This is a genomic window from Streptomyces sp. NPDC052236 (genome assembly GCF_044548015.1).
Taxonomy (GTDB): Bacteria; Actinomycetota; Actinomycetes; order Streptomycetales; family Streptomycetaceae; genus Streptomyces.
On record NZ_JBIUBL010000002.1, the window covers coordinates 499,225 to 513,186 of the forward strand.

The 13,962-nt window shown below is 69.4% G+C and carries 11 protein-coding genes and 2 tRNA genes; 9 read left to right on the top strand and 4 right to left on the bottom strand.

Annotated elements, in window-relative coordinates; genetic code table 11:
- Positions 1 to 4: 4 nt before the first annotated feature.
- The gene (locus ACIHCQ_RS06255; RefSeq protein WP_399658483.1) at positions 5 to 685 is read left to right on the top strand and encodes an AIM24 family protein; all 681 of its coding nucleotides are present in this window, start codon (positions 5 to 7) and stop codon (positions 683 to 685) included.
- A 17-nt stretch (positions 686 to 702) separates the two neighbouring features.
- A complete protein-coding gene (locus ACIHCQ_RS06260; protein ID WP_399658484.1) occupies positions 703 to 1,458 on the top strand; it encodes an AIM24 family protein in 756 nt (251 codons plus the stop codon).
- A gap of 79 nt (positions 1,459 to 1,537) precedes the next feature.
- Here ACIHCQ_RS06260 and ACIHCQ_RS06265 read toward each other — a convergent pair whose 3' ends face one another.
- Positions 1,538 to 2,071, bottom strand: a complete 534-nt coding sequence (locus ACIHCQ_RS06265; protein WP_399658486.1) for an NUDIX hydrolase — start codon at positions 2,069 to 2,071, stop codon at positions 1,538 to 1,540.
- Entirely contained in the window at positions 2,068 to 3,531 is a 1,464-nt protein-coding gene (locus ACIHCQ_RS06270; protein WP_399658488.1) for a zinc-dependent metalloprotease, read from the bottom strand. Before ACIHCQ_RS06270 ends, ACIHCQ_RS06265 begins: the two co-directional genes overlap by 4 nt.
- 191 nt (positions 3,532 to 3,722) lie before the next feature.
- On the opposite strand from ACIHCQ_RS06270, the gene ACIHCQ_RS06275 reads away from it, so the two are divergent.
- The 3 genes from ACIHCQ_RS06275 (at position 3,723) to ACIHCQ_RS06285 (ending at position 6,981) form a co-directional block, all read left to right on the top strand.
- A complete protein-coding gene (locus ACIHCQ_RS06275; protein WP_399658489.1) occupies positions 3,723 to 4,847 on the top strand; it encodes an SDR family oxidoreductase in 1,125 nt (374 codons plus the stop codon).
- 86 nt (positions 4,848 to 4,933) lie between these two features.
- Positions 4,934 to 5,392 (top strand): molybdenum cofactor biosynthesis protein MoaE, encoded by a 459-nt coding sequence (locus ACIHCQ_RS06280; RefSeq protein ID WP_399658490.1) that lies wholly within the window; start codon positions 4,934 to 4,936, stop codon positions 5,390 to 5,392.
- 500 nt (positions 5,393 to 5,892) lie between these two features.
- A complete protein-coding gene (locus ACIHCQ_RS06285; protein ID WP_399658491.1) occupies positions 5,893 to 6,981 on the top strand; it encodes a PDZ domain-containing protein in 1,089 nt (362 codons plus the stop codon).
- Positions 6,982 to 7,133: 152 nt separating this feature from the next.
- On the opposite strand, the gene ACIHCQ_RS06290 is transcribed toward ACIHCQ_RS06285, so the two are convergent.
- On the bottom strand, positions 7,134 to 7,739 hold the full coding sequence (locus tag ACIHCQ_RS06290; protein WP_399658492.1) for a PPA1309 family protein: 606 nt from the start codon (positions 7,737 to 7,739) through the stop codon (positions 7,134 to 7,136).
- A gap of 136 nt (positions 7,740 to 7,875) precedes the next feature.
- Here ACIHCQ_RS06290 and ACIHCQ_RS06295 point away from each other — a divergent pair, with 136 nt between their 5' ends.
- From ACIHCQ_RS06295 to ACIHCQ_RS06310, 4 genes are all read left to right on the top strand, one after another.
- Positions 7,876 to 10,803 (top strand): UPF0182 family protein, encoded by a 2,928-nt coding sequence (locus ACIHCQ_RS06295; protein ID WP_399658666.1) that lies wholly within the window; start codon positions 7,876 to 7,878, stop codon positions 10,801 to 10,803.
- Between the two features lie 43 nt (positions 10,804 to 10,846).
- Positions 10,847 to 10,920: transfer RNA gene (locus tag ACIHCQ_RS06300), tRNA-Met, on the top strand.
- Positions 10,921 to 11,160: 240 nt separating this feature from the next.
- A complete protein-coding gene (locus ACIHCQ_RS06305) occupies positions 11,161 to 13,173 on the top strand; it encodes a sel1 repeat family protein (protein ID WP_399658493.1) in 2,013 nt (670 codons plus the stop codon).
- Positions 13,174 to 13,256: 83 nt separating this feature from the next.
- A tRNA-Met gene (locus ACIHCQ_RS06310) sits at positions 13,257 to 13,330 on the top strand.
- 137 nt (positions 13,331 to 13,467) lie between these two features.
- Here ACIHCQ_RS06310 and ACIHCQ_RS06315 read toward each other — a convergent pair.
- Positions 13,468 to 13,884, bottom strand: a complete 417-nt coding sequence (locus ACIHCQ_RS06315; RefSeq protein WP_399658494.1) for a Fur family transcriptional regulator — start codon at positions 13,882 to 13,884, stop codon at positions 13,468 to 13,470.
- Between the last annotated feature and the right edge of the window lie 78 nt (positions 13,885 to 13,962).

Below are 13,962 nucleotides of genomic sequence, written 5' to 3' on the forward strand. Positions count from 1 at the left end.
AAGAATGAACCAGCAACTCGCGGGCTTCGCCCCGACTCCGATCATGGCCCGGATGGAGAACCACGGCCGCACCATGCTCAAGGTCGCCATGGCCACCGGCCAGGACCTGTACGCGCGCACCGGCTCGATGGTCGCCTACGAGGGTTTCGTCCAGTACGAACCGAATCCGCCCGCCGTCCGTCAGATCGCCTCGCAGTGGGTGACCGGCGAAGGCGCGCCCATCATGAAGTGCTCCGGTGACGGCCTGCTCTACCTCGCCGACTACGGCGCCGACGTCGTCGTGATCAACCTCAACAACGACTCGCTCTCGGTCAACGGCACCAATGTGCTGGCCTTCGACGCGCACCTCCAGTGGGGCGTCGCGAAGGTAAAGGGCATGGCCAAGTTCGCCGGCCAGGGCCTGTGGAACGTCGAGATCACGGGCACCGGCTGGGTGGCCCTGACCTCGCGCGGCACACCGATCGTGGTCGACTGCGGCCGCGGCGAGGACGAGACGTACGTCGACCCGGACGCCCTTGTCGCCTGGTCCCCGAACCTCAAGGTGAAGGGCAAGAGCAGCTTCAAGGCCTCCTCGCTCATCGGGCGGGGCAGCGGAGAGGCCTACCAGATGGCCTTCTCGGGCCAGGGCATCGTCGTCGTACAGCCGAGCGAGGACAGTACCGACCGCCTGCGGATCCGGCGCTGAGGGGAGCGAAACACATCATGCAGAGTCCGCTTTTCAGCTACACGGAACAGCAGTCCCAGGACCGGTACACCGTGCAGAACCCGCAACTGCTGCGGGTCGCGCTCACTGGCCAGGACGACATCCTCGCCCGCAAGGGCGCCATGGTCGCGTACCAAGGGCTGGTCGATTTCGACGGCGAGTACCAGTCGAACAGCCGACGGCGGGCCGCCGCGGCCACTGGCGAGGGCCTGGAACTGATGCGCTGCTCCGGGCAGGGCACCATCTACTTCGCCAACCTCGCGCAGTACATCCACGTAGTGGATGTCGACCAAGAGGGCATGACCGTCGACAGCGCCTATGTCCTGGCGCTCGACTCCACGCTGCACACCGAGGTCATCGCGGTGGACAGCCAGTACGGAATCTCAGGATCCGGCAAGTACCAGCTCAACATCTCCGGCCGGGGCAAGGTCGCGCTGATGACCTCGGGCCAGCCGCTGATGATGCTGGTCACACCGGACAAGTACGTCAGCGTCGACGCCGACGCGATTGTCGCCTGGTCATCCGGGCTGCGGGTGCAGATGCAGTCGCAGACGCACTCCTCGGGTGTACGGCGGCGGCGCGGCAGCACCGGCGAGGGCTGGGAACTCAGCTTCCTCGGCCAGGGCTTCGCGCTCGTACAGCCCAGCGAGGTGATGCCTCCGCAGGGTGCGGAGATCGGAGAGGGGCTGCGGGCCCAGTTCGGCGTGGGCCAGCAGGGCGCACACGCGCAGAACCAGAACAACGCCTGGAACTAGAGCGAAACAGAAGCCCAGAACGCATGGGTAAGGGGCGACTTCCTCGGAGGCCGCCCCTTACCCATGTCTCGCCATGTCGCTAGAGCGCCGCGCGCGTACGCTCCAGCAGCCGTACGACCGACTCGTCGGCCACACCCGCGACCTCGTCGTACGCGAACCAGCGCAGGTCCAGCGACTCCTCGCTGATCCCCTCGACCGCCCCGGGCGGAGCCTGCGCCGCGTACTGGACATCGAGATGCCAGTGGCAGGGCGCCGGAATCGGATGCCGGTCCAACTTCACAGGCCCGCCGGGCAGCAACGTCAGCCCGGTGATCCCGGACTCCTCCGTGGCCTCGCGGAGAGCGGCCCGGTCCAGCGTCCGGTCACCCGGCTCGCAGTGGCCGCCCATCTGGAGCCACATGCCGAGCTTTTTGTGCAGCGTCAGCAGCACCCGGCCGCGCTCCGGGTCGATCACCAGCGCACTTGCCGTGAGATGCCCGGACCCGCAGGCCTTCCACATCCCGTCCGGATGGGCCGCCAGATGGTCCAGATAGAGCTGCCGCAGCTCCTCCTGATCCTGGTCGCTCGTCGGACAGTTCTTCAGTACGAGTACGGCGTTGTCGTGCAGGCTCACCGGTTCCTGTCGCCCTCGCCGCCCTTGTCGTCCTCGCCGTTCCCGGCCTTCCCGGTGTCGTCGTCCTTTTCGAGCTTCGGCTTGGCGCCGCCGCCCGCGGCCTCGCCGAGGATCCTGTCCAGCTCCGAGAAGTCCAGCTGCTCCCGGTGGACGAAGCCGTCCGGGTCGTCCAGGTCGGTGGCAGTCGGGAGCATGTCGGGATGCGCCCACAGGCCGTCGCGCCCGTCCACGCCCCGCGCGTCGGTGATCGAGGCCCACAGCCGGGAGGCGTCACGCAGCCTGCGCGGACGCAGCTGAAGCCCGATCAGCGTCGCGAACGTCTGCTCGGCGGGACCACCCGAGGCGCGGCGCCTGCGCAGCGTCTCGCGCAGGGCGTCCGCGGACGTGAGGCGGGGTGACGCGGCCTCGTGGACCACCGCGTCGACCCAGCCCTCGACCAGCGCGAGCGCGGTCTCCAGACGGGCCAGCGACGCCTTCTGCTCCGGGGTGTCCTCCGGCTGGAACATGCCCTGCTGGAGGGCCTCCTGCAGCTGCTCGGGCTGCGTGGGATCGAACTGGCCGACCACGTCCTCCAGCTTGGTCGTGTCGACCTTGATGCCGCGGGCGTACGCCTCGACCGCGCCGAACAGATGCGAGCGCAGCCATGGCACATGGGCGAAAAGCCGCTGGTGGGCGGCCTCGCGCAGGGCCAGATACAGCCGCACTTCCTCCTTGGCGACGCCGAGGTCCTTGCCGAACATCTTGATGTTCAGCGGCAGCAGCGCCGCCTTGCCCGCCGGGCCGAGCGGCAGACCGATGTCGGTCGAGCCGACCACCTCGCCCGCCAGCACACCCACGGCCTGCCCGATCTGCTGGCCGAACATCGCGCCGCCCATGGAGCGCATCATGCCGATCAGCGGGCCCGCCATGGCCTGCATCTCCTCGGGCAGCACATCGCCCATGGCCAGCCCGACACGCTCGGCGACCGGGTCGACGAGCTGCTGCCACGCGGGGAGGGTCGCCTCGACCCACTCCGCGCGGCTCCACGCCACGGAGGTGCTCGCGCCGGAGGGCAGCGAGGTCACTCCGTCCAGCCAGTGGTCGGCCAGCCGCACGGCCTCATCGATCTCGGCGCGCTCGACCGGGCCCACGCTCTCGTCCTTGGTGCCGTCCGGCGTGCCCTGTGAGACCGTCTGGCGCGCGATCTGCTTCGCCATGTCCCAGTTCACCGGGCCGCCCTCATAGCTCAGCATCTGGCCGAGCTGCTGGAAGGCCGCGCCCAAGTCGCTCGGGTTCAGCGAACCGAACATCGCGGCGAACGGATTGTCCGCGCCGCCCTCCCCGGGGTCGAACCCGAAAGGATTCGCCGGGAACTGCCCGCCGGAGCCCTGGCCACCTCCGGCGGGATCCTTCTTCTTGCCCTCGTCGCCGTTCTCCGGCTCCTCCGGCGGAAGGCCGAATCCGAATGGGGTGTCACTCACGGGTTTCCTCGGATCGTAGGGCCGACGGCTTCCTGCCGACGGCGAATGCCCGACAACACCACCCAGCGTAGACATCCGGGCCGTGAATAGGCTCGGTGCTCCGCCGGCTCTTGGCCTGCGGCAGGATGGACGCCACCTGGTACGTACGCGTCATAGGCTCATTTACTGAAGACAACCGCTGGAGACGCCTGGTGAGTTCCCCAGATCCGCAGGTTCGCGCAGCGCGAAACCGCTCAACCTCGACCCTGGGCGGCGGGTCCGCCGGCCGCGGCCCCGTCGTCGCGGTCACCGGAGCCGCCTCGGGCGTCGGTGACCTGCTCACCCGCCGTCTGGCCGCCTCGGAGGAGATCAAGCAGGTCGTCGCGATCGACGAGCGCCGGGGCGAGGTTTCCGACGCCCAGTGGCACATCCTCGATGTACGAGATCCAGCCATCGCCGAGAAACTGCGCGGCGTGGACGTGGTCGTGCACCTGGCGCTCGATCTCGACCTGGAGACCGATGCCGCCACCCGTACCGCGTATAACGTACGCGGTACGCAGACCGTGCTGACCGCCTCGGCGGCGGCAGGCGTGCACCGGGTCGTCCTGTGCACCTCGGCGATGGTCTACGGGGCGCTGCCCGAGAACGACATCCCGCTCTCCGAGGACGCGGAGCTGCGCGCCACCGCCGAGGCCACGGGCGTGGGCGACCTCCTGGAGATCGAACGCCTGGGCCGCCGGGCGCCGCGCGCCCACCCGGGACTGAACGTCACGGTGGTAAGGCCCGCCGTCCTGGTGGGCGGTACTGACACCGCGCTCACCCGCTACTTCGAGTCGCCGCGGCTGCTCGTCGTCACCGGATCGCGTCCCACCTGGCAGTTCTGCCATGTCGAGGACCTGGTGAGCGCGCTGGAGTACGCCGCCCTGGAGAAGGTCGAGGGCGAGCTCGCGGTCGGCTGTGACGGCTGGCTGGAGCAGGAGGAGGTGGAGGAGCTCAGCTCGATCCGCCGGATGGAGCTGCCCTCGGCGGTCGCCCTGGGCGCGGCTGCCCGGCTCCACCGGATCGGCCTCACGCCGTCCCCGGCCGGAGATCTGGCGTACACCATGCATCCCTGGGTGGTCAGTGTGAGCCGCCTCCACGACGCGGGCTGGCGTCCGCAGTGGACCAACGAGGAGGTCCTCGCCGCGCTGCTGGAGGAGGTGGAGGGCCGCCACACCGTCGCGGGCCGCCGCCTGGGCCGCAAGGACGCCACGGCGGCGGGCGCCGCGGGCGCGACCGTCGCACTGCTGGGTACGGCCGCGCTGGTCCGGCGGGCTCGTAAGGCGCGACGGCGGTAGAGAGGGCTGTGCGGGGCCTTCCCGTTCCCCCGGACGGTGGAAGGGGCTGTTACGCGTTGTCAGTGGGGTACGGCACGATGGAAGGCATGGCAAGCATGTACGACCACCCGGGCGAGCGAGTGGCGAATGACCCCATCCGCCTGCTGGCGATCCGTGACACCCCGATCTCCGTCGACGAGGTCTTCGCGGCCGTCGGCGATGACGCGGCAGGCGGCACCGCGCTCTTCGTCGGCACCGTGCGCAACCACGACAGCGGGGCCGATGTCGACACGCTGGGGTACTCCTGCCACCCCACGGCCGAGGCGGAGATGCGCCGTATCGCCGAGAAGATAACCGCGCAATTCCCCGTGCGGGCGCTCGCCGCGATCCACCGGGTCGGTGACTTGAAGGTCGGAGACCTGGCGGTCGTCGTCGCGGTGTCCTGCGCGCATCGGGGGGAGGCGTTCGTGGCCTGCCGGAGGCTGATCGACGACCTCAAGCATGAGGTGCCGATCTGGAAGCACCAGAAGTTCTCGGACGGGACAGAGGAATGGGTGGGCGCGTAGCGCCTTCGTCGAGGGGTGGTGGTCGGGCGACGGGAGGGCGGGTGGGCGCGTAGCGCCTTCATTGAGGGGGCGGTCGGCCGGCCGAAACCTGGATGGTCCGCATGCGCCCCGATTTGCGTAATCGCCCCCCTGCCATGAGCGTTGATCTCGCAGATGACTAGTCTGCTGATCACTCAGTTGCGTCAGCTCATGGGGTAGGGAGGTTGCGATGGCAGCGCTCGCTTGGTTGCTGATTCCGCTTTTCGCTGCCGTCGGTGCCGCGATATGGGGAAGCTGGGCTTCACGAAACCGCACAGCCGGGGACGTGGCCGAGCTTGCCGGGTACGCGCGGTTCCGCGATGCGATGGAGCGAGAGGGCTCCTCCGGCACCGACTCGTACTGACCCTCCGCCCGACCGTACGCAGTTGCCACGTCTGCCACGTCGTTGACCTGGAGCCGAACCGCCACGTACGGACCGGCCCCGGCGGTGCTCTCACAGAGCTGTCCCGTACTGTCGTTCCATGCCACGCCGCACCGCGACGATGCTCGCCTCCACCCTCATTTTTATCGCGCTGCTCTGCGCAGGGGTGCTCATCAACGTGCCGTACTCGGAGATGTCGCCGGGGCCGACGGTGAACACACTCGGCGCGGCCCGTGGTGAGCCGGTGCTCAAGATCTCCGGCCGCAAGACATACCCGACGAGCGGTCATCTCAATATGACCACGGTCAGGGTCACCGGCGCGGACTACAAAATGAACATCGTCGAAGCGGTCTACGGCTGGCTGGCCCACGACAATGTGGTGGTGCCGCACGACACGCTCTATCCCGACGGGAAGACGGAAGAGCAGTCGACCCAGGAGAACGCCGAGGAATTCACCCAGTCGCAGGAGAGCGCGAAAGTCGCTGCGCTGCGGGAGCTGAAGATCCCGGTGAAGTCGCGGGTCGTGGTCTCCACGGTGATCAAGGACACCCCCGCGGAGAACCGGCTGCACGCGGGCGACGTCATCAAGGCCGTGGACGGCACGGCGGTGAAGGAGCCCGCGGACGTCGCCAAGCTGGTGGTGAAGCACAAGCCCGGCGAGGACGTCGTCTTCACGATTGTGCCCGCGAAGGACGCCGCGGCGGCGGAGAAGGCGGGCAAGGAGCCCGCCACCACCGAGAAGATCACGCTCACCACCAAGAAGGCGGCCGACGCGGACCGTGCGATCGTCGGCATCCAGGCCGGGACCGACCACACGTTCCCGTTCACGATCGACATCAACCTGGCGGATGTCGGAGGGCCGAGCGCGGGCCTGATGTTCGCTCTCGGCATTGTCGACAAGCTCACGCAGGACGACCTGACGGGCGGCAAGTTCGTGGCCGGTACGGGGACGATCGACGACACCGGCAAGGTCGGCCCGATCGGCGGCATCGAGATGAAGCTGGTGGGGGCGCGGGACGCGGGTGCGGAGTACTTTCTGACACCCGGGGACAATTGCGCGTCGGCGGCGTCGGACATTCCGGATGGGCTGACGCTGGTGAAGGTGAACACGATCGCGGACGCGGCGGATTCGCTGGAGAAGATCCGGACGGGCAAGACGGCGGGGCTGCCGAGCTGCGCCTCCAGCTGACCTGAGCGGGCCCTGGGACTCCAGAGCCCCAGAGCCCCGAGCCCCAGAGCCCCGAGCCCCAGAGCCCCAGGGCCTCCGGACCCCGCGAGCCGCTGCCCCGCCCCGTCGTCGGGCGGGCCCAGCGGCTCCGGTACAGGGTGCCGCAGGCGCGGCTACTCCTCGAAGGTTGCAGACAGGGCCTCCGTCAGGCCCGGGACCAGGTCCGAGCCCGTCAGCACCTCCGTCGGGGAGTCCTTCTCGCGCAGGCGCAGAGCCGACTCGCGTGTGCCGTCGCGCAGTACGGCCACCGTCATGCGGACCTCCTGGCGGTCCGGGTGGGCGGCGACCCATTTCGTCAGGGCCGCCTCGTCGAGGCCGTCCGGAACCGAGGACTCCGCGGACGGCGGGAGCATCAGGCGCTCCACCGTCAGCGCGCAGCCTGCCACCGAGTCCGGCCAGGCGATCGTCGCCAGGAACTCGTCCAGCGCCTTGTCGGCGGGGATCTCGTCCTGTTCGATCGGGGTCAGCGGCGCCGGCGTCTCTTCGCCGTCGAGGCCGAGCTGGGCCGCCAGATCCGGTTCCTGGGAGCGCAGCCGGGCGGTGTCGACCAGTGCGAAGAGCCTGGCCGGCTGGTCCCAGCCGAGCCCGGACGCGTATTCGTCGATTTCGAGCACAGCGCGGGTGAGCGGGGTCGCGGCCATCGGACCCGAGCCCGCAGGCTGCCGATCAGAGGGCGGAGTGGGCGGGGTGGGCGGGGTGGGAGGAGAAACATTGGACATGGCCAATATCCTGCCTCCTTCCAGGGCCAGGACGGGAACTAGGTAAAGCGTCGGTAAGTTGCATCAGTGGGCCCTACGATCGCGGGGCCCGCTTCACACGACCGCGAACTTCGAGGTGCGCACGTTGGCTTTCCAGATGCCGGACCGCGGCGGAGGCCCGACAGGGCCACGGATCAGAGTGGGCCGGCCGTCCCGGCGTGTCCGCACCCTGCTCATGACACTGGGCGTGCTGGCCGTCCTGGCCATGGCGTTTGTCATGTTCGCCGGGTTCTGGACCGACTGGCTGTGGTACCGCTCCGTCAAGTATTCCTCTGTCTTCACCACCACCCTGCGCACCAAGGTCGGACTCTTCGCGGTCTTCGGACTGCTGATGGCCACAGCGGTCGGTGTGAACATCTGGCTCGCGCACCGGCTCCGGCCGCCGCTGAGCGCGATGTCGCTGGAGCAGCAGAGTCTTGACCGTTACCGCATGAGCGTCGCCCCGTACAAGAAGTGGGTGCTCCTCGCGATCACCGCTCTTGTCGGGCTGATCGCCGGAGCCTCCGCCACCGGCCAGTGGCGGACCTGGCTGATGTGGGTCAACGGCGTCTCCTTCGGTCAGAAGGACCCGCAGTTCCAGATGGACGTGTCGTTCTACGCGTTCGACCTGCCCTGGTACCGCTTCCTGCTCGGCTTCGGCTTCGCGGCCACCGTGCTCTCGCTGATCGCCGCCGCCCTGACCCACTACCTGTACGGCGGGCTGCGCATCACCAGCCCCGGCGCGCGGGCGACCGGCGCGGCCACCGGCCATCTCTCGGTGCTGCTCGGCCTCTTCGTCTCCCTCAAGGCCGTCGCGTACTGGCTCGACCGGTACGGCCTCGCCGTGAAGTCCAGCGACTTCAAGGCCACCGGCAACTGGACCGGCCTGCGGTACGTCGACGCCAACGCCTACCTCCCGGCGAAGACGATCCTCTTCTGCATCGCGGTCATCTGCGCCCTGCTGTTCTTCGCGACGCTCTGGCGCCGCACCTGGCAGCTGCCGGTGATCGGCTTCGGGCTGATGGTCCTGTCCGCGATCCTCATCGGCGGCCTCTACCCGGCCATCGTGCAGAAGTTCCAGGTCCAGCCGAACGAGCAGGCCAAGGAAAGCCCGTACATCAAGAAGAACATCGAGGCCACGCGCCACGCGTACGGCATCGACACCGCCAAGCCGGAGGACTACTCCGGCAAGGGCGACACCAAGCGGAAGGCCGAGCAGCGCGCCGCGGCCCCCACGGCCGCCAGCTATCGCCTGGCCGACCCGAACGTCGTCTCGCCGGCCTTCCAGCAGCTCCAGCAGGAGCGCAAGTACTACCAGTTCCCCGCGACCCTGGACGTCGACCGGTACACCGGAGCCGACGGCAAGCCGCAGGACACGGTCATCGGTCTGCGCGAGCTCAACATCACGGGCATCCCCAAGCGCAACTGGATCAACGACCACTTCACGTACACCCACGGCTACGGAGCGATCTCGGCCAAGGGCACCAACACCATCACGGACGCGGACAAGGGCACCGTCGGTTCGCCCGACTTCACCGAGGCCGGGCTGCCGACCACCGGCCAGCTGGGCACGTACGAGCAGCGGATCTACTACGGCGAGAAGACGGACCAGTACTCGATCGTCGGCGGCCCGCAGAAGGAGCTCGACTACGAGAAGAACGGCGAGGAGACCACCAGCTACAAGGGCAAGAGCGGGGTCGACCTGTCCTCCCCGCTGAACCGCGCCGCGTACGCCGTGGCCTTCAGCGAGCCGCAGATGCTCTACTCGGGAGCCGTCGGCGAGGGCTCGCGGATTCTCTACAACCGCACCCCCAAGGAGCGCGTCGAGGCGGTCGCGCCCTGGCTGACCATCGACGGTGACGCCTATCCGGCGGTTGTCGACGGCCGCATCCAGTGGATCGTCGACGCGTACACCACGACCAACGGCTACCCCTACGCCTCTCGTACGACGCTGGGGGACACCACTACCGATTCGCTGACCACCAATCAGCGCGCGGTCGTCGCTCAGCAGAACCAGGTCAACTACATCCGCAACTCGGTGAAGGCCACCGTCGACGCGTACGACGGCACGGTCAACCTGTACCAGTGGGACACCAAGGACCCGGTGCTGAAGACCTGGATGAAGGCGTTCCCGGGCACGGTGAAGCCCAAGGGCGACATCTCGCCGGAGCTCAAGTCCCATCTGCGCTACCCGCAGGACATGTTCAAGGTGCAGCGCGAGCTGCTCTCCCGGTACCACGTCACCGAGCCGGAGCAGTTCTACAGCGGCAGTGACGCCTGGCAGGTGCCGGACGACCCGACGAACAAGGACACCAGCGCCGTCCCGCCGTACTACCTGAGCCTGAAGATGCCCGGGGACACGGTGCAGAAGTTCTCGCTGACGACGACGTTCACGCCGGCCGGACGCCCGAACCTGGGGGCATTCATGGCGGTCGACGCCGATGCCAACAGCGACAAGTACGGCACGATAAGACTGTTGAGAGTCACCGAGACCGTCCAAGGTCCACAACAGGTGCAGAGTGAGCTCAACGGTGTGCCGGAAGTCGCCACGTTCGTCCGGGACCTCAGAGGCACCGACTCGGACATCGAGTACGGCAACCTGCTGACGGTGCCGCTGGATGGCGGGTTCCTGTACATCGAGCCGGTGTACGCCCGAGGTGGCGCCGCGAACTATCCGCTGCTGAAGAAGGTGGCCGTCGCCTACGGCGGAGGCAGGCCGGTCTTCAAGGACAGCCTGACGGAGGCGCTCAACGCGGTCTTCGAGCAGAGCAGCGCGGAACAACCGCCGACGACGCCACCGGATACGACCCCGCCGACCACGCCACCGGACACCACCCAGCCACCGGCGACCGGCCAGGCGGCACTCCAGGACGCCATCCAGGACGCCGTGAAGGCGAGGGCGGACTCCAAGGCGGCGCTGGCGAAGGACCCGCAGGACTGGGCCGCGTACGGCAGGGCCCAGACGGAGCTGGAAGACGCGCTGAAGCGGGCCGAAGCGGCTCTGCCCAAGGTGAGTCCGAGCCCCAGCCCAACGGGCGGCGACTGAGAATGATCCATCCCCGCGTCGTGGTACAGTTGGGACACAACGACGCGGGGTGGAGCAGCTCGGTAGCTCGCTGGGCTCATAACCCAGAGGTCGCAGGTTCAAATCCTGTCCCCGCTACTGAAGACGAAGAGGGCCCGGATCCTTTCGAGGATCCGGGCCCTCTTCGTGCGTGTGCCCGGCTTGTGGGCGTATGCCCGGCTCGCGCGTATGTGCGGCCGGTGGGAACTGCGTGGCGCATGCGGCGAGTTGGGGCGGAACGTGTTTGGCTTATCTCTCTGTGGGCATGTCGACAAAACGCTGAAGTGACCTCACCGGCTGCGGTATACCAGGTGTACGCCGGTGGCAGGTGGTGCGACGATGGAATTTATGGGGGATAGGGCAACTCTGTTGGAGACGGGGCGGTTTGTACGGCAGCATGGCGGTAGCGGTGGAAGTGGCGAGAACGTCGAATCTGTCGAATCCGTAGAGGCAGCCGGGACCGAAGCGCGGCATCGGCGCGCCGCCGACAGCGGTGACACCGCGTCGATGAGCGTGCTCGGCGCGCTGCTGCTGCGCCGCGGCGACCTCGACGGCGCCGAGCCGTACCTGCGGGGAGCGACCGCCGAGGGCGACCGGGCCGCGGCGAACAATCTGGGTGTTCTCCTCCACCAGCGCGGATATGCCGACGAGGCGGCCGGGTGGTGGCGTATCGCCGCCGTGGCCGGTTCCGCCGCCGCGGCGCACGCGCTGGGGCGGCATTTCCGCGAGCGCGGCGACGAGCCCGCCGCGCAGTACTGGCTGTGCCAGTCCGCCGAGCAGGGCCACGCGCTGGGCGCTTACGCCCTCGCCGATCTGCTGGAGCACCGAGGCGACACGGGCGCCGAGCGCTGGCTGCGCGCGGCGGCCGAACAGGGCCACCGCGAGGCGGCGTACCGGCTTGCCAGGGCCCTGGAGCGCCGGGCGGCGGAGGAGGCTCGCACGGGCGGTGGCGTGGGGCTGCCGATGGGCCGCGCCGACGGCGTACGAGTACGAGTACGGGACGAGGGCCGGCGCGGTGCGCCCGGCGGCTCCGCGCGTACGGACCGTGTACGAGGCGGGGACCCGGACACCGCGCCCGCCAGGGGCGGCGAGCAGAGCGAAGGCACCCAGCCGTCCGCGCCGTCCGCGCTGTCCACGCCGTCCGTGCTTGACGAAGCCGCGCAGTGGTTCCAGCAGGCCGCCGCGCGCGGGCACCGGCGTGCCGCGCTGCACCTCGGCGCGATCCTCGAACAGCGCGGCGAGCTCAAGGAGGCCGGCCGCTGGTACCTCACCGCCGCCAAGGACGGCGAGGCCCGCGCCGCCTGCGCGCTCGGCTTCCTGCTCAGGGACGCGGGCGACGAGGAGAGCGCCGCCGTCTGGTGGCTGCGCGCCGCCCAGGACGGTGACGGCAACGCCGCCAATGCCCTCGGCGCGCTGCACGCCGCCCGCGGCGAGCAGCAGACCGCCGAGCGCTGGTACCGCGCCGCCATGGACGCGGGCGATGTCAACGGCGCGTACAACCTCGGGCTGCTCTGCGCCGCCCAGGACCGTACGCCGCAGGCCGAGCAGTGGTACCGCCGCGCCGCCTACGCCGGGCACCGCGAGGCCGCCAACGCGCTCGCCGTGCTGCTCCTGCAGGCCGGCGACCCGACCGGCGCCGAGCCCTGGTTCTCCAAGGCGGCCGAGGCGGGCAGCGTCGACGCCGCCTTCAACCTCGGCATCCTGTACGTCGGCCGGGACGACGACAGAACGGCCCTGACCTGGTACGAACGCGCCGCTGCCGCCGGTCACACCGAGGCGGCCCTCCAGGTCGGCATCGCCCTGCTCAGGGACGGTGACGAACAGGCCGCCGAGCGTCATCTGCGGTGCGCGGCGGGCGGCGGCAGCGCCGAGGCCGCCTTCCGTCTCGCCGCCGTGCTGGACGCGCGCCAGCCGCCGCCCGGGCCGCCCGAGCTCGGCGAGGCGCCGGCCGAGAAGACCGAGTGCGAGGCGTGGTACGAGCGCGCGGCCGAGCAGGGACACCGCCGCGCCCAGGTGCGGGTCGGCATGCTCGCCGCCGCCCGCGGCGACATGACCGACGCGGCCCGCTGGTACCGCGAGGCCGCCGAGGCGGGCAGCCGTAACGGCGCCTTCAACCTCGGGCTGCTGCTCGCCCGCGAGGGCAACGAGCGCGAGGCCGCCCTGTGGTGGTCGCGCGCCGCCCGCGCGGGGCACGGCCGGGCCGCGCTGCGCCTGGCGCTCCTGGCGGCTCGCAGGGGCGAGCTGAGCGAGGGGCAGCGGTGGTGCGCGCGCGCGGTCGAGCTGGGCCCGGCGGAGGTGTCCGAGCGGGCCGCGCGGCTGCGGGAGGCGCTCCACCAGGAGCTCACTGCATAGCTCAGGAACCCACGGCATAGCTGCGGACCTGCGGATATCGATTTGCGTTGCCCCGCGCCTCGACGTAGAGTTGTGTTCAGCGGCGCGGGGTGGAGCAGCTCGGTAGCTCGCTGGGCTCATAACCCAGAGGTCGCAGGTTCAAATCCTGTCCCCGCTACTGAAGACGAAGACCCGGATCCATCAGGATCCGGGTCTTCGTCGTTTCTGTCGTCTTGGCTTCTGTCGTCTTGCGACCGGCTCGCCAAGCCCTGCGAGCGGTCGGCGCCCTGCGAGCGGTCGGCGGCGGGCGCGCTGCTAGGCGGAGGCGCAGTTCGGGCAGGTGCCCCGGTACGTCACTTCGACGCCCGAAATGGTGAAGCCGAAGCGCTCCGTGTCCGGGAGGTCCGCCAGCGGATTCCCCGAAGGATGCACATCGCGGATCGCGCCGCACTGCGCGCACACGAGGTGCTGGTGCGGAGTGTGCGCGTTGGGGTCGTACCGCTTGGCGCGGCGGTCGGTCGACACCTCGAGCACTTCGCCGAGGCTGACCAGCTCACCCAGCGTGTTGTAGACAGTCGCCCGGGAGATCTCGGGCAGCCTTGTCACGGCACGCGCGTGGACCTCGTCGGCCGTGAGATGGACATGCTCGCCATCGAGGACCTCAGCCACGACCCGCCGCTGGGCAGTCATGCGCCAGCCGCGTCCGCGAAGTCGTCCCAAAAGGTCACTCATACGACCAGCCTAACAGCGAGGGGACTCAGATCCCGAACGAGTGTGACTCTGGATGACAGCTTGACTTAGACATTGTCC

Coding starts and splice junctions, on each gene's coding strand:
- ACIHCQ_RS06255 (WP_399658483.1), top strand. CDS start 5: ATGAACCAGCAACTCGCGGGCTTCGCCCCGACTCCGATCATGGCCCGG.
- ACIHCQ_RS06260 (WP_399658484.1), top strand. CDS start 703: ATGCAGAGTCCGCTTTTCAGCTACACGGAACAGCAGTCCCAGGACCGG.
- ACIHCQ_RS06280 (WP_399658490.1), top strand. CDS start 4,934: ATGGCAAGCATGTACGACCACCCGGGCGAGCGAGTGGCGAATGACCCC.
- ACIHCQ_RS06285 (WP_399658491.1), top strand. CDS start 5,893: ATGCCACGCCGCACCGCGACGATGCTCGCCTCCACCCTCATTTTTATC.
- ACIHCQ_RS06290 (WP_399658492.1), bottom strand. CDS start 7,739: ATGTCCAATGTTTCTCCTCCCACCCCGCCCACCCCGCCCACTCCGCCC.
- ACIHCQ_RS06295 (WP_399658666.1), top strand. CDS start 7,876: ATGCCGGACCGCGGCGGAGGCCCGACAGGGCCACGGATCAGAGTGGGC.
- ACIHCQ_RS06305 (WP_399658493.1), top strand. CDS start 11,161: ATGGAATTTATGGGGGATAGGGCAACTCTGTTGGAGACGGGGCGGTTT.
- ACIHCQ_RS06315 (WP_399658494.1), bottom strand. CDS start 13,884: ATGAGTGACCTTTTGGGACGACTTCGCGGACGCGGCTGGCGCATGACT.